A 17,817-nucleotide genomic window follows, 5' to 3' on the forward strand; every position below is an offset into this window, starting at 1 on the left:
AGTAACGAAATGACTGCTGTACCGCAGACCATGCGAGCCGCCGTGTATCGGGGCATCAACGATGTTCGTATCGAGACGATTCCAGTGCCCGAGATTGGTCCGGGAGAGGTGCTGGTGAAGATCGATACCTGCGGGATCTGCGGTACGGATCTCAAGAAGATTCATACGGGGTCACACTCCGCGCCCCGTGTCTTCGGGCATGAGATGGCGGGCACCATCGCTGCCATCGGAGAAGGAGTCTCCGGGTTTGCCGTGGGGGATCGCGTGATGGCCTATCACCACATACCGTGCGGCCAGTGCTTCTACTGCCGCAAACAAACCTTCGCGCAGTGCGAGACCTACAAGAAGGTGGGTTGCACGGCGGGCTTTGAGGCCTCGGGCGGCGGCTTTGCCGAATACATCCGGGTGATGGAATGGATCGTGCGCGGCGGTCTGGTGAAGATTCCCGACGATGTCTCGTTCGAGCAGGCATGTTTCATCGAGCCGGTAAACACCTGCTACAAGGCAATCGAGATGCTCGGGCTTGAGGGCGACGACACCGTGCTGGTGATAGGGCAGGGACCGATCGGAGTTCTGCTGGCGGCGCTGGCCCGCAGGACGGGAGCGACCGTTTTGACCAGCGATCTTTATGCCGAGCGCCACGCTGTCGCCGCGAAGTTTGGTCTGGACCGTCCCCTCGATGCGCGAGGCGATGTGATCGTCGAGGCCAGGGCCGCAACCGAAGGACGCGGTGTCGATGTCGCCCTGGTTGCAGTCGGAGGCAATGCGCTGATTCAGGTTGCCATGGATGCAATCCGTCCGGGCGGACGTGTCATGCTGTTTGCCGCGACCCAGCATGGCGAGGCGCCCTTTGATCCTGCGGCTGTGTGCATGGACGAGAAGACGCTGATGGGCTCGTACAGCGCCTCGGTTGCGATTCAGGATGACGTTTCGCGACTCGTTCTCGAAGGTGCGCACAACGGCTTCGACCTGACACAGTTGATCTCGCATCGCTTCTCGATCGAGGATGCAGTGGAGGCCATCGAGCTGGCTTCGAATCCGCAGCCGGGCTCGATGAAGATCGTGATCCAGCCGGAAGTTCGCTGATCCGGCTGAATCGCCACAGATCTAATCGCGATTGCGCTTCTTGATCTCTACGTTCAGCCGTTTGATCTTCTGGTTGAGCGTCGATAGAGGAATACGGAAGTACTCGGCGGCCTCCGTCTGATTCCAGTGGCAGCGTTCGAGGCGATCGCCAATGATGCGACGCTCGATCTCTTCCATCAGATCGAAGAGCGAAGCGTTGGGCTGCTGTTCGAGCAGCGTCGCCGAATAGGTATTTCCCGTCAGCTGTGCCGGCAGAAGCTCCGGATGAATCACTTTGGCAGTGGATAGAACGACACCGCGCTCCATCGCGTTTTCCAGCTCACGCACATTGCCGGGCCACTCGTAGTCCATCAGGACGCGCATCGCTTCAGGCGACAGCGTGCGCTCCTCCATGCCGTTTTCGGTGGAGTAGACCTTAAGGAAGTGTGAGGCGAGCAGCGGAATATCTTCGCGGCGCGAGCGGAGTGGAGGAAGCTCGAGCGTAATCACGTTCAGCCGATAGAAGAGATCTTCGCGGAAGCGGCCCGCCCGTACGGCATCCTGCAGGTTGACGTTAGTTGCCGCGATGATCCGAACATCGACCTGGATCTCCTGGGTTCCGCCGAGATGCATGAACCGTCGATCCTGCAGCACACGCAGAATCTTGGCCTGCATATCCATCGTCATGGTTCCGATCTCGTCGAGGAACAGGGTGCCTCCGTTGGCGACCTCGAACAGCCCCTTCTTGGCGGAGATGGCGGAGGTGAAGGCTCCTTTGACGTGCCCAAAGAGTGTGGATTCCAGCAGTTCGGAGGGAACGGCACCGGTGTTTACCGGAACGAAGGGCCGCTCACGGCGCGGGGAGTTGGCGTGAATGGCCTTGGCGATCAGTTCCTTGCCTGTGCCGCTCTCTCCCTGGATCAGAATGGTGGAACGGCTTGGCGCGACCTGCGCAACCAGGTCGAAGAGCTTGAGCATCGGCTCGCTCTTGCCGACGATGTTTTCGAAGTTGTAACGCTGCTTGAGGGTGCGCTTGAGCTGAACGACTTCTTCTTCTGCGCGATGGCGTGCGATGGCCGTGCGAATGTCGGCGAGCAGCTTCTCGTTATCCCACGGCTTCTGGACGAAGTTCTCAGCGCCTGCGCGAATGGCATCCACGACGTTGCCCATCGTTCCGAAGGCCGTGATCATGATGACCGGCAGCGTGGGATACATCTCGACGATGCGCGGCAGAAGGTCCATGCCGCTCTCTCCCGGCAGAGCAAGGTCCAGCAGCAGCAGATCATATTGATTGCGTGCCAGCTGTTCCATGCCCGAAGGCCCGTCCGATGTCAGCGTGACGGAGAACCCTTCCAGGGTGAGCATCGTTTCCAACGACTCGCGGATGGCGGCTTCGTCGTCGATGATGAGAATTCGCGGGCTTCCCGCAACATGATCTGCGCTTCGTTGTGTCGTGGATTCCTCGAGCGCGTCTGTGGTGATCTCAGGCATGAATCGTCTTCCTATCGGGCTCCTGTTTTGAGACAGGAATGGCTACGGGTGGAGCGAGTGTCCGGCTGGAGGAGACAGGGAACTCTAGCTGAAACGCCGTGCCAACGCCGACCTCGCTCTCGACATGAATCTTTCCAGCGTGTTCCTGCATGATGCCGTAGGTTACGGCGAGACCGAGTCCCGTCCCCTTATGACCGCCTTCCTGCGGCTTGGTCTTCGTCGTAAAGAACGGGTCGTAGATGCGATTCAGATGCTCACGCTCGATACCTGCTCCAGTGTCCTGAATGCGGATCAGAACCCGGCCTGCACCCCGGAAGGTAGCGATCCGGAGGGTAGCCCCGGGCCTTCCGAACATGGCGTCCTTGGCATTAAGCATAAGGTTGAGGATGACCTGCTGCAGCTTGCCGCGATTTCCGTGGATGGGGGGCAGCTGGGAGTCGAAGTTGGTCTCGACACGAATCTGTGCGGTTTTGAGCTGGTGCTCCAGAAGAACGAGCGTGTCGGTCAGAAGCTCGTTCAGGTCCACGTTGGTGAACTCGCTCCCGCTGGTTCGCGAGAAGTTGAGAAGGCCATTCACAATCTCGGAGGCCCGGAAGGTCTGCTGCGTGATCTTTTCAAGCACCGGAGCCAGGCGCTCGTCATCGCGCATATGCTTGGTCAGCATCTGGGCATAGCTTGAGATGACAGCGAGCGGGGTGTTGACCTCGTGGGCGACGCCTGCCGCCAGAAGACCGATGGAAGACAGCTTCTCCGACTGGGTGAGCTGGGCCTCCATCTGGATGCGCTCCGTAATGTCATCGACCAGGATGATGCGCCCGATCGTGATGAAGTTACGCGTCACCAGCGGAGCGATCGCGATATTCGCCACTCGACTCTCGCCGGATGGAAGAGCAAGGCGGAACTTATAGAGGGTATGGGTACCCTGTTCGTCCCGAATCGCATTGAACCGGGCGATGAAGTCTGCTGGAAACAGCTCCGAGATGGGCTGCCTGAGGGCGGCTGCTCGAGGTTTGGCAAGCAGCACCTCCATCTGCGCGTTCCAGCTCTCCACACGGTCGTCCAGATCAACAGCCAGGATTCCGATGTTGATGGATTCAACGATATTCTCGTTGAACTCCTTCAGCCGCTCGAAGTCAGTGATCTTCTGCTCCAGTTTGCGATAGAGCTGCGCATTTTGGATGGCGATGCCAATATATCCGGCCAGTGACTCCAGAACCTCCATCTCCTCGCTCGAGAGGAAGTCTCCGTCGTTCGTACGGCCCAGCCCGATGACGGCGACGGTACGAGTGCCTGCACCCTCCCGGTTTGCCACGCGACAGGGAACATAGTAGTTCAGGTCGAGCCGGGCGGCGCTCAGTCGCTGCATCTCTGGCAGTCGGAGGACCTGCTGCGGGTTCTCAAGGAACAGGTGGTTGTTTGCCTCCGGACGGTCGAAGTCGAGGAAGCCGACATCGAGCGATTTGAGCTCAGAGGGAGAGAGATTGGTTAGGCCATGAGAGGCCGCCAGCTCAAAGGTCTCCTGGGCAGGCCGGCTCTCCGTCTCGTGGGCAAGAAATACAGCCACCCGGGTAACGAGAAGCGCCTGCGGCAGCTGATCGACGATCGAATCCAAAAGAGCGCGGAGATCGGTCTGCGAGTTGAGCCCGCGGCCAAACTCGACCAGGGTCACCTTGTAGTCAAATCGCCGCTGGTCGAACATGCGATCCACTCTTCCCTGGATGGCTCGCTTCAGAGGATCGAAGATCAACCCGGTGACGATGATGGCCAGCAGCAGGCCCCAGGTCTTCAGGCTTGGCAGCCGTGCATGGACCATCTCGGCGGTCAGGGCCACCACCGCGAAGTAAAGACCGACAAGGGATGCGGTCGCTAACGTATAGGTCACGCCTCGCTTGAAGATCAGGTCCACATCCATCAGCCGATAGCGAACGATCGCCCAGCTAAAGGTAAGTGGAAGAAAGACCAACGAAAGCCCAGCGAGCTTGGTGAGCAGGCTGGGCACATGGACATCGGCGAGGTAGGGAATCGCGTATACGAGCGTGAATGGAGTGATCGCGAGCATCGTTCCCCGCGTCAGCCACTTCAACTGCTGGCGTTCGAGGGCCGACTCGGCACGCCGATAACGGATGCGGAAGATGACCGCTGCCGTTACATAGTAGAGAGCAAGATACGCCACCGAGATCTGGTCCAACCGATGGCGCAGCACCCCGGTCGCCGACCAGTAGGCGATGGCCCAGCTCTGGAGCCCAATCAGGAATAACCCAGGCAGATAAAGAGCGGTACAGAGGATACGCCGTCGCAGACGGCTCGCCGGTTCCTTGTAGTCGTCGGAGAAATTGACGGCGAAGTGGAGAAAGAGAGCGGGCTGGAGAGCACCTGCAGCTATGTTGCCCCAGTAGATGATCCAGTCAAAGGTATCCAGCTCCGTCGTGTACTTGAAGGCGTACAAGACGAAGGAGACCAGGCAAAAGACATAGAAATGAGTAGCCTTGGGAGCCGTCCACCGCCGGAACAGGACATAAAGGCCGATGCTCAGGTAGACAAGAGCGATAAACCGGAGGCCCTGATTGATAGAGCGGTCTGTCGGAACCAGAATGACCTGAATGTCCAGCTTGGCCGCATTCTTCAGGTCCGTCGCGTGCTTGAGGGGACGCAGGATGGAGTAGTTTGCGTGCGCCCAGATCCCGCTGTGGAACATCTGATGAACCAGCGCCGCGGTTCGTTCGACAGGGTGCTCATTGACGCCGACCAGAATGTCCCCGGTCCGGATGCCTGCCCTGTCTCCGGGGGACCCTGCAGGAACATGGTCGGCCCGTAGACCCCCTGCCGACTCCATCCACGTCACGCCGTCTGTCGGGATCTCGAAGCCGTTCTCCCGCTGGAGATTGATCAGCGCGAGGACACACGCCGCCAGCGTCGCAATCGCAAGGGCGACGGCCAAAATACGCGTTTGGGCGGCGTCTTTCATTGGCCTTTATCAAGTTCTTAGCACATGGAGTTCCAAACCGTGAGCCTAAGAACGACGTGGGTTTATATCGTCGTGGATCCCCACTTCTATGAAAAATCATAACCCGTTTTGCAAATAAGAGATAGAAACCTTTTTGCGATGTAGAACAGGAGAGCTGCAAACCCGGCGACTTTGTGACCGGCTGCGAATAAAATTCGCGGGAGAGCCAAGGGACTTCCTGATTCGAATTAACTTTCCTGTAACATAAATTTCTGAGGCATCTTCCTGTGAATAGCTCGCAAACTCGAACGGTGATGGAGGAGGGCTACGTCCTTGTGGATAATGCCCGGCTTCACTACCATCGAGCGGGTTCTGGGAGGCCTTTGCTTCTCCTGCATGGCTTGGTGGGCTCGGCCAGAAACTGGAGAAATAACATCCATTTTCTCGCGCAGCATGCCACTGTCTACGCTGTGGATCTGCTCAATATGGGAGAGTCCGAGCGGGTTGCCGGATTGGACGCCAGCCTGGAAGCGACCGCGGATCGTGTCTGTGCCTGCATGGATGCGCTTGGGCTGGATATCGCAGACATAGCGGGACACTCTCACGGGGGAGCAGTAGCGATGATGCTGGCTGCGCGTCACCCTGGCCGCGTTCGTAGCCTGATCCTCTTTGCACCGGCGAATCCGTACTGCGATCTTGGCCGCCAGCTTATCAGCTTCTACCAGACCCGGGGCGGAATGTGGCTGGCCCGCCAGATTCCATGGCTGCCTCGACGGCTGAAGGCCACGGCACTCAGCCGCATGTACGGAAACCCTGCCCGAGTGGCCAGCGACGCACTGGACGGATACACGGCGGGACTGCATGTACCGGGCACGATCGATCACGTGCTCAGCATCGTCAGCGGATGGTCCTCGGATATGCGGAAGCTCCGGGATGTCCTGTCCGGACTGGCGGAGAAGCCGACCTTGCTGATCTGGGGAGATCGCGATCGCGCCGTAGGTCTTGAATCGGCGGAACGGTTGCGACGGAAATTGCGGCGGTCCAGCCTTCTGGTGCTGCCCGGCGTCGGCCACATTCCCTTCGAAGAGATGCCTGAGGCATGCAACGGCGCGATGGGAGACTGGCTCTCAACTCCTGCGGCCTAGGCTAGACCGGTTCTTCGAGTTCGAACGTATTCTTCAGCCAGGAGCGCAGCGCGTCCTGCATCTGCGGGAGCTTTGCGCCGGGAGAAGAGGGTGTGCCTTGAAAGAAGTGCTCAGCCCCTTCAATCCAGACGATCTCCTTTGGGTCAGACGCATGCTTGAGGATAGGAGCGACAAGCTGTCGCGGACCGAACTGATCCTCGGCTCCACTGATGAAGAGCTTCGGCTGAGTGCAGCGATCGAGAAATTCATAGGCATAGCTGCGGCCTTCCGCGCGGTAAGGCACACCCAGACCGATCATCCCCTTTACGAGTGGATCGCCGCATCCAGCCTGCAACCCAATGAAAGAGCCGAAAGAGAAGCCCGCCAGCAGGACGGGCAGCCCGAGATTCGCATCGAGCCAGTCGAGCGCCGCCCTCGCATCGTTGAGTTCACCCGGACCGTGATCGTGCGTACCTTCGCTCAGCCCGACGCCGCGAAAGTTGAACCGCAGCACCGGCAGGCCCAGCCCGGAGAAGACCTTCATCGCGTGATAGACGACCTTGTTGTGCATCGTTCCACCGCCCAATGGGTGCGGATGGCACACCAGTGCGGAGTACCGCGCATCGTCGCGCCCGGAGTTCAAAACTGCCTCGAGTTTTCCGGCGGGGCCGCGAAGATCGTCAACGGATCGAATGACCGATCCCGGCGAGGACAACGTCATGTTAATCACCATGTTCAGTTTAACCGATGCAAATCAATCCCGGGAGGTCGGGCCCTATAGTACTGTGTCGTATGCTGAAACCATATGCCAGTTGATCCTATTCAGCTTACCCGGCAACTCGTCGATATCGAATCCACCACGTACCGGGAGGGGCTGGCGGGAGCGTTTCTGCACGAATACCTGGAAGAACAGCGCTACGTTGTCGAGCGTATGCCGGTCAGCCAGCCGGACCGGATCCTGACTCCCGGCGCAGGCGACGGGGAGCGATTCAACGTATATGCGGCGATGGAGGGAGTCACTCCCGATCTCGTTTTTTCGACTCACATGGACACCGTTCCGCCGTTCTTCGGTTGCAAGGAAGATGACGACTTTCTGTATGGCCGCGGCACCTGCGATGCCAAGGGAATTATCGCGGCGCAGGTTGCCGCGGCGGACCGTCTGCGCGAGGCCGGCGTAAAGGTTGGCCTGCTGTTTGTTGTAGGGGAGGAGCGCGACTCCGCGGGAGCCAAGGAGGCCAACCTCCATCCCAAGGGATCGAAGTTCCTGATCAACGGCGAGCCGACCGAGAACCGCCTTGCTCTCGCCTCGAAAGGCGCTCTGCGCGTCGAGTTGCGAGCACGGGGGAAGATGGCTCACTCCGCTTATCCGGAGCTGGGCGACTCCGCCATCAACAAGCTTGTGGAAGCGCTGCACGACGTCCTTGCCATGCCCCTGCCGGTGGAGCCGGAGATTGGTCCCTCGACCCTCAATGTGGGACTGATTGAGGGCGGACGCGCCCCAAACGTCATCGCGGACAAAGCCGAAGCCCACATCCTGATCCGCCTGGTCGGGCCATCGGAGGAGATCCGGCAGAACATCCTGCGCACGGTGGGGGATCGCGCTGAGGTGAGCTTCTCGCTCGATCTGCCGTTTGTCAGGATGCGCAAGGTGGGCGATCTGCCTACGATGGTGGCCAAGTTCACGACTGACATTCCCTCGCTGACTGCCTGGGGCGAGCCCTTCCTTCTGGGGCCGGGAACCATTCACGTCGCCCATACACCGGACGAGAAGATCGCGAAGAAGGAGCTGCTTGAGGCAGTGGATCTCTACTACAACCTCGCGGAAAGTCTCGTGGGATGAGCAGGGAACCAACCGAGGTGCGGCGCAGTAATTAGGGACGCGTTTTCCTCACGGACAGCGGGCTTAACATAGAGTCATGGCCGCCGAGTTTACGCACCTTCATCTTCATACTGATTACTCCCTGCTCGACGGCGCCTGCGATGTCGATAAGCTTGCCGGTCACCTGAGCAAGATCGGTCAGAAGGCCGCCGCCATGACGGATCACGGCAACATCTATGGCGCGGTCCACTTCTTCGACGCCATGAAGAAGAAGGACATCAAGCCCATCCTCGGCTGTGAGCTCTATCTGTCCGAGACGGCGGATCACCGCGAGATGTCCGGCGGCTACAACCACTTCCTGGTGCTGGCAGAAAACGAAGAGGGCTACCGCAACCTCGTCCGCCTGACGAGCGAGGCCGCGCTGCACGGCTTCTATCACAAGCCGCGCGTCTCCAAGGAATTTCTCTCAAAGCACACCAAGGGTCTGATCGCCTTCTCCGGCTGCCTTGCGGGCGAGCTTAACCAGAACCTAATGGCAGGGAAGTACGAGGAAGCCAAGAAGACTGCGGGCATGTTCCACGACATGTTCGGCAAGGACAACTTCTTCCTCGAGGTGCAGGACCACGGTCTTGAGCCGGACAAGCCTGTGCGCGAGGCGCTCTACCGGATGGAGAAAGAGCTGGGCATCCCGCTCATCGCCACCAACGATAGCCATTACGTCGCCAACGACGACTCCCGCGCCCATGAAATTCTGCTCTGCGTGCAGACCGCGGGCAGCATGAATGACCCCAACCGCTTCAAGTTCGACACGCAGGAGTTCTACATCAAGTCGGCGGAGGAGATGCACCGTCTCTTTGCCGACAACCCCGACGTCTGCACGCGCACCATGCAGTTTATTGACCGCTGCAACCTTAAGCTCAGCAAGGTCGACAATCCCTTCCCGGACTTTCCTCTGCCCGAGGGTTACGACCTCGACAGCTACTTCGAAGCGGTCTGTCGCGAGGGGCTGAAGAAGCGTCTCGAGACCAACGTCGCGCATCTTCGCGCCAATGGCCTGCTCAAGAAGACCATCGCCGACTACGAAGATCGCCTGAACCGGGAGCTAGACTGCATCAAACAGATGAAGTTTCCCGGCTACTTCATGATCGTCTGGGACTTTATCCGTTACGCGAAGGAGCAGGGGATCCCCGTAGGTCCAGGCCGTGGTTCGGCCGCAGGCTCGCTGGTCGCCTACGTGATGGAGATTACCGACATCGACCCGCTCCAAAACGAGCTGCTCTTCGAGCGCTTCCTCAACCCTGAGCGCGTCTCCATGCCTGATATCGACATCGACTTCTGCATGAACCGGCGCGGCGAGGTGATCGAGTACGTCAAGCGCAAGTACGGCATCGACCAGGTCGCGCAGATCATCACCTTCAACACCATGGCAGCCAAGGCCGCCATCAAGGACGTAGGTCGCGCACTCGAGATGCCCTATGGCGAAGTCGACCGCATCGCCAAGATGATTCCACCGACGATCGGGATCACCATCGACGCTGCGCTCAAGGATAACGGGCCCCTGGCGCAGGCCTACGAGAATGATCCCAAGATCAAGGAACTGATCGACACGGCCATGCGGCTCGAGGGCCTGGTTCGCGGCGCCGGGGTACACGCCGCCGGTGTCGTCATCGCTCCCAAGCCGCTTACCGAGCTTGTTCCGGTCACCCGCACCAAGGACGATGCCACCGTCACCGCCTACGACATGAAGGCCGTCGAAAAGATGGGCCTGCTCAAGATGGACTTCCTTGGGCTCACGACACTGACCGTCATCGACGACTGCCTGAACCTGATCAAGCAGACGACGGGCGAGGTGATCGACATGTCGAAGATCCCGCTCGACGACGAAAAGACCTATGAGCAGGTCTTCCACCGCGCGCTGACGTCAGGTGTCTTCCAGTTTGAATCCGGCGGTATGCGCGACGTGCTGCGCCGCTACAAGCCCACCACCGTCGAAGACCTTACCGCTCTCAACGCGCTCTACCGTCCCGGTCCGATCCAGGGCGGCATGATCGACGACTTCATCGAGCGCAAGTGGGGCCGCCGCGCGGTCGAATACATGTTCCTCGAGCTTGAACCGATCCTGAGAGAGACGCTGGGCGTCATCGTCTACCAGGAGCAGGTCATGCAGATCAGCTCCGCCATCGGTGGCTACTCACTCGGTGGCGCAGACCTTCTGCGTCGGGCGATGGGTAAGAAGAACCCCGAGGAGATGGCCAAACAGCGCGACACGTTCATGGCCGGCGCTGCCCAGCTCAAATTCGACAAGAACAAGGCCGGCCAGCTCTTCGACCTGATGGAACAGTTCGCTGGTTATGGCTTCAACAAGTCGCACTCAGCCGCCTACGCTCTGCTCGCCTATCACACGGCGTGGCTCAAGACGCATTATCCGGTCGAGTTCATGGCAGCGCTGCTGACCAGCGAAACCTCGAAGCCCGAGAACGTTGTCAAGTACATCGGCGAATGCCGCGAGATGAACATTCCCGTCGTTCCGCCGAACGTGCAGTTCTCCGACGCGAACTTCACACCGATCGTTACGGAGAAAGAGAAGGCCATTGGCTTCGGTCTGGCCGCAATCAAGAACGTCGGCCACAATGCCATCGAGTCGATCATCGCTGCCCGCACTGACCTGCGGAAGGAAGGGAAGCAGGGCTTCGCTTCACTCTGGGAGTTCTGCGAAAAGGTCGATCTCAGCAAGCTGAACAAGCGCGTTCTCGAGTCGTTGATCAAGGCCGGGGCGATGGACAGCTTCGGGGCTCGGGCACAGACCACCGCAGCTCTCGACAAGGCGATGGAGCAGGCGCAGAAGACGCAGCGCGATGCTGCAGCAGGTCAGCATGGCCTGTTCGGAATCTTCGACGCCGGTCCGGGTGCAGGAGGATCGAGCGAGCACGCTCTACCGAATGTGCCCGAGTGGGATGAGCACACTCGTCTCCAGAATGAAAAAGAGGTGCTCGGCTTCTTCGTCTCCGGTCACCCGATGGACAAGTACCGCGAAAAACTTCGCAACATGAAGGTCGTCGATACGGCGACCGCCTGCGAGATGAAGCCTGAGCCGCAGGTCTTCCGCCGGGGACGCGACGAGCAGCCGCAGAATGAGATCCAGATCGCGGGGGTCATCACCGGGTTGAAGGTCGCCAAGTCGAAGCGTTCCGGCGAGCTGTACGCGCAGGCTACTCTCGAGGACACGACCGGGAAGATCGAGCTGATCGCCTTCCCGCAGTCCTACGAAAAGCTGGCCGAGAAGCTGAAGATCGAGGTTCCTGTGCTGGTGCGCGGCGTCCTGCGCGGCGAAGAGGATTCCGCTCCCAAGCTTGCGCTCTCGAACATTCAGGCGCTCGAAGACGTGAAGATCAAGCTGCCCGAGGCCCTGCGGATCAGGGTACCGCTGCATAACCCCGATGCCGCACTACTCGAAAAGCTGCACGCCCTCCTGGTGGCCGCTCCCGGCAAGGGCAAGCTGTTGCTTGACCTCGAGGAGCCTGGGGAATTCTGCGCCGTGCTTGAGCCCAACGGTGTCATGGTCGCAGCCGATCGTCTCTTTATCGATCGGGTGGAAGAACTCGTAGGGCAGGGCGGCGTACGCGTCATCGAATAGCGCACTACCGAGTACCCTAAGTGGCATAACGTTCGGAATCTCTTCTGAACGGTGTCATCCTGAGCGGCAGAGTCGAAGGATCTGCGGTTTTATTCAGACCAGCGTTTTCGACTTCCCGCACCGTGACACTCCATGTACCTTTAGGGGCATGCCACCCTCAAAGGTCGCCCTCCGGCTGCTCCGCGCAGTCCTTTTCCTTTCGTGTATTCCGGCCAGCGCCCAGTTTCAGCGCGCAAAGCTCGAAGCTCTGAGCGAATCCTTCTGGACATGGCGTGCGACAGAGCAGCCATTCACCAACGACGACATTCCACGCATCGAGCGTGCAGAAGACTTCAAGGTGGAGTGGTCGCCTGTGGCAGTGAAGCGATATCACACGAGGATTGCGGAGTTCGAGAGACAGTGGCGCGCTCTCGACCTGAGTGGAGCTTCGGTTGCCGACCAGATCGACTACCGTCTCCTCGGCTCCGCCATCGCCCGCGTCTATTGGGAGCTGGATGTGATGCCGATGTGGCGGGAGAACCCTGATTTTTACCTCCAGCAGAGTCTCGGCAGCGTCTATGCCGTCATCCTTCCGCCGCCCCCCATCCAGCCGGACCGGCAGAAGCAGCTTCTCTCCCGTCTCGAGCGGATTCCAGCGACGCTCGACGATGCACGGGCCAATCTTACGGACATGCGCGGTCCCTACGTTCGCGTCACGTTGAATGAGCTCGATGGGATGGAATCCCGTCTCCAGCGCTTCAAAGAGGCCATGCAGCCGGAGCTCGCAGAAGGGAACAGGACTCGTTTCGACAAGGACGTCACCGCCGCGCAGGAGGCTCTCGTCGGCTATCGCACATGGCTGCGGAGCAAGGTGCAGGGCCTGCCTGAAATGACTGCCGTCGGCCGGGATGGATATCTTTACTTTCTTCGCAACGTTGCGCTGATGTCCTACACCCCCGAGCAGATGCTCGAGATGGGGCGGCAGGAGTGGGAGCGTTCCGTTGCGTTCGAGAGCTACGCTCAGGCCGCCAACATCAACCTGCCGAAGATGCCCGTCTTTCCCGATGTTCACGCGCAGGAGCAGAGCGCCGAAAAGGCCGAGCTAGCCATCCGCGAGTATCTCGTCAGCCATGGCATCCTTTCGGTGCCACCGGACGTGAGGCACTATCACGATCGCGCCATTCCACCGTACGTCGCCGCGCTCGGCTTTCTCGGCGTCACCGACGATCTCACCGGTCCCTCTCGGCTCGATCAGGACGCATCCAGCTACAAGGGTGACCCCACAAAGGCGACTGGCTTCTTCTCCGTCGTCACCGCGATGGACACGCGTCCACTCATGATTCACGAAGGCGTCCCCGGTCACTACTTCCAGATGGCGTGGAGCTGGCATCACCCTGACCCTGTCCGCCGCCACTACTATGACTCTGAATCGAATGAGGGAATCGGCTTCTACGCCGAGGAGATGATGCTCGAGACCGGTCTCTTTGAAGACGCTCCGCGCATGAAGGAGAGCATCTACAGCATGATGCGCCTGCGCGCGCTGCGCACCGAGGTCGACATTCGTCTTGCGCTCGGAACGTTCACGCTTGAGCAAGCCGCCGAATATCTGGCATCGACGGTGCCTATGGACGTCCCCACAGCCCGCAGCGAAGCCGCAATGTTCGCGTCCACGCCAGGGCAGGCCATCACGTACCAGATCGGCAAGCTCGATATCATCCGCATGCTGAGCGATGCCCGGCACAAAGAAGGATCGTCGTTTCGCCTGCAGCGCTTTCACGACTTCGTATGGCTGAACGGCAATGTGCCCTTCGCTCTGCAACGGTGGGAGATGCTAGGGGATTCGAGCGAGGTGCCGCCCATCCCCGCAACCTTCACCTGGCAGCCGCGATGATCGCATTCTGCGCTGGAGCTAAGCCCGCTCTAGAACCGGACCACAGGTCCCAGCTGCACACCCCAGTTGGTCGTGTTGATGTAGTTGTCGTGTGACAGGAACGAAAGCCGCGGCGGTGTACCGATACCGGGCGGATCGCGATCCGTGCTCTTGAAGCGAATCAGCATCTGGGTGGCGGTCGCGCGGAAGCCAAAGTGATTGGTCAGTCGAAGATCGCCGGAGGCCGTCGCGGCAGCAGCGAAGTTAAAGTTTCGTTTGAGTGCTGACGGGTCCGTTCCAGTCCTCGAGTAGGACGCGAATCCCGGTGCCAGTCCAACCTTCACCGCATAGTGTTTTGTCGAATACCCGGAACGGAAACCAAACGTGGCCGTCGTCAACGTTCCGCCAACGCTAAGGGCTGAAACGGGGCTCGCCTGCGGGTAGATGTTTACGTCGCTCACAAAGTCGAGATACTGCTGCAGCCGGACGCCCACCGACAGCCCCGCTCCGCTCGCGGTTACACGGCAGTTCATGCAGGAGCTGTGGTTCGTCAGCAGACCCATCGACGAGTAGTGCGGATTCAGATCGACGTGTTCGACCGGCTGTTGGGACATCACCTTCTCGAATCGAACCACAACCGGAGATTGATATTCGCTGGGATGCTCGTAATCCCGGTACCAGGGATACTGTCCGCGAAGCATGTTGGCGAGCGAGCGCGGGGGATTCAGAGAAGAGCGGAGGACCTTGTATCCGAATCCGTTTGGATGTCGGTTTACCAGCGGATCCGACACATAGCGGTCGATCGTATCTTCCCCGATCTGCCAAAGCGAACCCACAACGGGCGTGATGATAAAGTCCACCCATCCCGTGTTATTGGTGTACATGGTGTCCGGGTTCTCGCAGTAGTTCGGGGTTCCGGGATGCTTACTGCAGCGAATCGGATACGTGAATCCGCCCTGGTTGAAGACTGCCGTCTCGCCCAGAGGGCCGATCTCCCACTGTGTCGAATAGGCGGTGTTCCACAGAAACGCGCGAAAGCGGCTGTGCCAGTATGCTTGCGTTTTGGATATTCGTTGTCCTCGTCCGCGCGGGTCGTTCTGCACCTCAATATAGCTGGCGATAGCACCCTGCATGGGATGCCCGATGTAGTTCACCTTGAAGCTGTCGCCGTCATTCCAGCGCCGCATGTTGAACTGCTGCAGCGAAGCCCAGTAGTCAGACCAGAAGGGCTTGTTCAGCAGAATGTGGCGATCATTCTGATCGGCAGTCATGATGCGGGTTGCGTTCTGCAGCAGGTCGAAGGCGAACGACTGCAGCAGCAGTCCCTTCCAGTGGAACGGTTCTACCGCTTGGACATGGGGGACAGGACGTCCTCCCAGCGCTTCCACATCGTAGGTGTCGTATGGAGCATACGGGACTTCGGCGACTCGCCTTGGGCTCAGGCTGGTGCTTTGTGCCGCGTTCGGTTCAGGTCCGTCAATCAGCATTGCAGCGGAGGAGGCCGCGCTGATGTTCCCGAGCGAAATCCCGCTTTTCTGCCCGGAACCAAAGCTACTTAAAAAGAGAAGAACAACTACAGTAGAGCGGCGAAACATCAATCGACTTTCTATTTTCAAGTACGCCGACTTTGGATAGAGAGGTCTCTCCATCCAGAGTCAGACGTCTGATCGTCTCAAGTGGAGGAAAGGCGCGGCTTCAGCGATTCCTCGATGCGGGCATAAAAACCTCCATGTCCATGGAGGTCAGGATGGGCGAAGGGGGCCTCGAGCCGGAGAGCCTGCACTTCTAATCTTATCTACGATGCAAGTTCGCGAATAGACGCTGTACTTTCTCCAGTTAACATCGCGGCATCTCCTTCATTCATCGCATACAATCGGATAGAAGCAGGATTTGCCGAGATATGGCCGAAAAAGAAGCAAGCAGCGCAATGCACGGCAGTACCAACGCTCCACAGGTTCCAGAGGCATGGGCCCGTACAGAGTTGGCGAGACATCCGCAGCGTCCCTATCCGATGGACTACATTCAGGCGATCTTTACCGACTTCAGCGAGATTCACGGCGATCGAGCCTTCGGGGACGATCAGGCAATGTCTGTCGGCATGGCATGGTTCCATGGTGAACCCGTGACAGTAATCGGGAACCTGAAAGGTCGCACGCTCAAGGAGCGCGTCGCTCGCAAGTTCGGATCTCCCGATCCCGAGGGCTACCGCAAGGCACTCCGCGCCATGAAGCTCGCCGAGAAGTTCTCCCGCCCCGTCTTCACCTTCATCGATCTCGCCGGCGCCTTCCCGGGCATTGGAGCGGAGGAGCGCGGACAGGGCGAAGCGATCGCTCGCAACCTGTTCGAGATGTCCCGGCTTCGCGTGCCTACCATCGCCACTATTACGGGAGAAGGCGGCTCCGGCGGAGCGCTTGCCCTTGCCGTCGCCGACCGTGTTCTCATGCTTGAGAACTCCATCTACTCGGTGATCTCGCCCGAGGGATGCGCCTCCATCATGTGGAAGGACGCCAACAAGAAGCAGCAGGCTGCGGCGGCTCTCAAGTACACCGCGGCTGACGTGCAGGCTCTTGGATGTGTTGACGACGTCCTTCCTGAACCGGATGGCGGAAGCCACGCCGATCCGGCCGCCACCTTCGCCGCCCTCGATGAGCGGCTTCGATATCATCTCGCCAGTCTGCGCACGCTCTCGATCGATCAGCTTCTCGATGATCGCTATCGGAAGTTCCGCAACATCGCGCAGTTTTATACCAGCGATACCGCCGAATCGAACGCAGCCGCCTCTATCGGCGTGTAGCAGCGGCTTCGCACGCACGGAGCATACTTGTTGTCGTACCCCTCCGATTCAACGACCATGCACCGGCGAACCGGCAGAACGTTTCAGTTTGCCCGATTCGCTGCCGCGCTTGCGTGGGCTGTCTCTTCGCGGCTGCTCTCCTCGTCCTCTGCGCGAGGGCTTACGAATCGCTTCAACATGGATGCCTGGCATCCCCTCCTCAGTGCTCTCTTCCTCATCTTCCTCCTGGCCGTCGGCTTCTTCCTGCTGGAATCCCTCGCCCGTCGTCCGGCTTCGGCGCGCTCCGTGCTCGCTCTTCCCAGGCGATCCTCCGACACCGAAGAGTGGCTAATCGGAGCCGCTCTGGGATGGGGAATGGCCATACTCGCGGTGCTTCCCATAGCGTTGGCAGGAGGTCTCCACGCCAGCTTCTGGACCGAACCCGGCACGTTGCGCCTCCTCTTCATCAACATCCTTGCCGTCGCGGCTTCCAGTCTCGCTATCGAGGTCATCTTTCGCGGTTACCCCTTCCGCTGCCTCATCGGCGCAATCGGACCCATAGCCGCTACGATCGTTATGTCTGCGCTCTTCGCCCTGGCCCAGGTATTGATCAATGGAGCGAACTCCACTGGCATCCTGATCTCCTTTCTCATGGGGATTCTCTTCTCGGTCGCCTGGTTCCGGACCCACGCCCTCTGGCTCGCCTGGGGGATGCACTTCGCCTGGACGGCAAGTATGGGAATCTTGTTCGGCCTGCCGGTAGGAGGAAATCGTAATCTCTCGGTGCTGGTCGATACCGTCACCTCGGGAAGGCGCTGGCTCACCGGAGGGTTTTACGGTCCTGAAGCCGCGACCCTCACCATCCTAGTCGTGCTCGCAGGCCTTGTCGTCCTCGTTCGGGTCACCCGCAACTACGCGTGGGACTACACCCATCCTCCTATCGTCCCCGGCGGTTATCCCATGGAGGTCGCTCCTCCCAAGGCCCACACCTCGATGGAAGAATCCCTCCAGAGCAAGCCCGCGCCGCTGGTCCAGATCCTCCCTTCGACCCCTCAGGGGCGCTCGCCGGACGAGACTCCGGAGAACTGATCCCGCCCCTCTCAAGCCCCGGATTGTAA

11 protein-coding genes are annotated in these 17,817 nt (G+C 59.7%); 7 read left to right on the forward strand and 4 right to left on the reverse strand.

The features are described 5' to 3' along the window. Positions 1–9 precede the first annotated feature (9 nt). Positions 10–1,086 (forward strand): zinc-dependent dehydrogenase, encoded by a 1,077-nt coding sequence (locus JAO29_RS03770; RefSeq protein ID WP_334266943.1) that lies wholly within the window; start codon positions 10–12, stop codon positions 1,084–1,086. Between the two features lie 21 nt (positions 1,087–1,107). Here the strand turns inward: JAO29_RS03770 and JAO29_RS03775 are convergent, their stop codons facing one another. Both JAO29_RS03775 and JAO29_RS03780 read right to left on the reverse strand, forming a co-directional pair. Beyond that, positions 1,108–2,556 carry a sigma-54-dependent transcriptional regulator gene (locus JAO29_RS03775; RefSeq protein ID WP_334266839.1) on the reverse strand — a complete coding sequence of 483 codons (1,449 nt, stop codon included), beginning with the start codon at positions 2,554–2,556 and terminating at the stop codon, positions 1,108–1,110. Next, positions 2,549–5,521: an ATP-binding protein gene (locus JAO29_RS03780; protein WP_334266840.1), complete on the reverse strand. Its 2,973-nt coding sequence runs from the start codon at positions 5,519–5,521 to the stop codon at positions 2,549–2,551. The genes JAO29_RS03775 and JAO29_RS03780 overlap by 8 nt, the downstream gene beginning before the upstream one ends. A gap of 266 nt (positions 5,522–5,787) precedes the next feature. Between JAO29_RS03780 and JAO29_RS03785 the strand changes: the two genes are divergently transcribed. Then, the gene (locus tag JAO29_RS03785; protein WP_334266841.1) at positions 5,788–6,645 is read left to right on the forward strand and encodes an alpha/beta hydrolase; all 858 of its coding nucleotides are present in this window, start codon (positions 5,788–5,790) and stop codon (positions 6,643–6,645) included. 1 nt (position 6,646) lies between these two features. Here the strand turns inward: JAO29_RS03785 and JAO29_RS03790 are convergent, their stop codons facing one another. Continuing rightward, positions 6,647–7,345, reverse strand: coding sequence for an alpha/beta hydrolase (locus tag JAO29_RS03790; protein WP_334266842.1), 699 nt, complete (start codon positions 7,343–7,345; stop codon positions 6,647–6,649). An 84-nt stretch (positions 7,346–7,429) separates the two neighbouring features. Between JAO29_RS03790 and JAO29_RS03795 the strand changes: the two genes are divergently transcribed. The 3 genes from JAO29_RS03795 (at position 7,430) to JAO29_RS03805 (ending at position 13,947) form a co-directional block, all read left to right on the forward strand. Then, entirely contained in the window at positions 7,430–8,464 is a 1,035-nt protein-coding gene (locus tag JAO29_RS03795) for a M20/M25/M40 family metallo-hydrolase (RefSeq protein ID WP_334266843.1), read from the forward strand. A gap of 76 nt (positions 8,465–8,540) precedes the next feature. Beyond that, a complete protein-coding gene (gene dnaE, locus JAO29_RS03800; RefSeq protein WP_334266844.1) occupies positions 8,541–12,077 on the forward strand; it encodes a DNA polymerase III subunit alpha in 3,537 nt (1,178 codons plus the stop codon). 148 nt (positions 12,078–12,225) lie between these two features. Further along, a complete protein-coding gene (locus JAO29_RS03805; protein WP_334266845.1) occupies positions 12,226–13,947 on the forward strand; it encodes a DUF885 family protein in 1,722 nt (573 codons plus the stop codon). 29 nt (positions 13,948–13,976) lie between these two features. Here the strand turns inward: JAO29_RS03805 and JAO29_RS03810 are convergent, their stop codons facing one another. Continuing rightward, positions 13,977–15,521, reverse strand: coding sequence for a hypothetical protein (locus JAO29_RS03810; protein ID WP_334266846.1), 1,545 nt, complete (start codon positions 15,519–15,521; stop codon positions 13,977–13,979). A gap of 305 nt (positions 15,522–15,826) precedes the next feature. On the opposite strand from JAO29_RS03810, the gene JAO29_RS03815 reads away from it, so the two are divergent. Then, positions 15,827–16,720 carry an acetyl-CoA carboxylase carboxyltransferase subunit alpha gene (locus tag JAO29_RS03815; protein ID WP_334266847.1) on the forward strand — a complete coding sequence of 298 codons (894 nt, stop codon included), beginning with the start codon at positions 15,827–15,829 and terminating at the stop codon, positions 16,718–16,720. A gap of 30 nt (positions 16,721–16,750) precedes the next feature. Beyond that, complete coding sequence (locus JAO29_RS03820) at positions 16,751–17,788, forward strand: CPBP family intramembrane glutamic endopeptidase (protein ID WP_334266848.1); 1,038 nt, start codon at positions 16,751–16,753, stop codon at positions 17,786–17,788. Positions 17,789–17,817 lie beyond the last annotated feature (29 nt).

The sequence above is a fragment of the Edaphobacter sp. HDX4 genome (genome assembly GCF_036877565.1).
Taxonomy (GTDB): Bacteria; Acidobacteriota; Terriglobia; order Terriglobales; family Acidobacteriaceae; genus Edaphobacter.

Excerpts from the sequence above, each read along its gene's own strand:
- JAO29_RS03770 (WP_334266943.1), top strand. The coding sequence starts at position 10 with ATGACTGCTGTACCGCAGACCATGCGAGCCGCCGTGTATCGGGGCATC.
- JAO29_RS03775 (WP_334266839.1), bottom strand. The coding sequence starts at position 2,556 with ATGCCTGAGATCACCACAGACGCGCTCGAGGAATCCACGACACAACGA.
- JAO29_RS03780 (WP_334266840.1), bottom strand. The coding sequence starts at position 5,521 with ATGAAAGACGCCGCCCAAACGCGTATTTTGGCCGTCGCCCTTGCGATT.
- JAO29_RS03790 (WP_334266842.1), bottom strand. The coding sequence starts at position 7,345 with ATGACGTTGTCCTCGCCGGGATCGGTCATTCGATCCGTTGACGATCTT.
- JAO29_RS03795 (WP_334266843.1), top strand. The coding sequence starts at position 7,430 with ATGCCAGTTGATCCTATTCAGCTTACCCGGCAACTCGTCGATATCGAA.
- dnaE (WP_334266844.1), top strand. The coding sequence starts at position 8,541 with ATGGCCGCCGAGTTTACGCACCTTCATCTTCATACTGATTACTCCCTG.
- JAO29_RS03805 (WP_334266845.1), top strand. The coding sequence starts at position 12,226 with ATGCCACCCTCAAAGGTCGCCCTCCGGCTGCTCCGCGCAGTCCTTTTC.
- JAO29_RS03810 (WP_334266846.1), bottom strand. The coding sequence starts at position 15,521 with ATGTTTCGCCGCTCTACTGTAGTTGTTCTTCTCTTTTTAAGTAGCTTT.
- JAO29_RS03815 (WP_334266847.1), top strand. The coding sequence starts at position 15,827 with ATGGCCGAAAAAGAAGCAAGCAGCGCAATGCACGGCAGTACCAACGCT.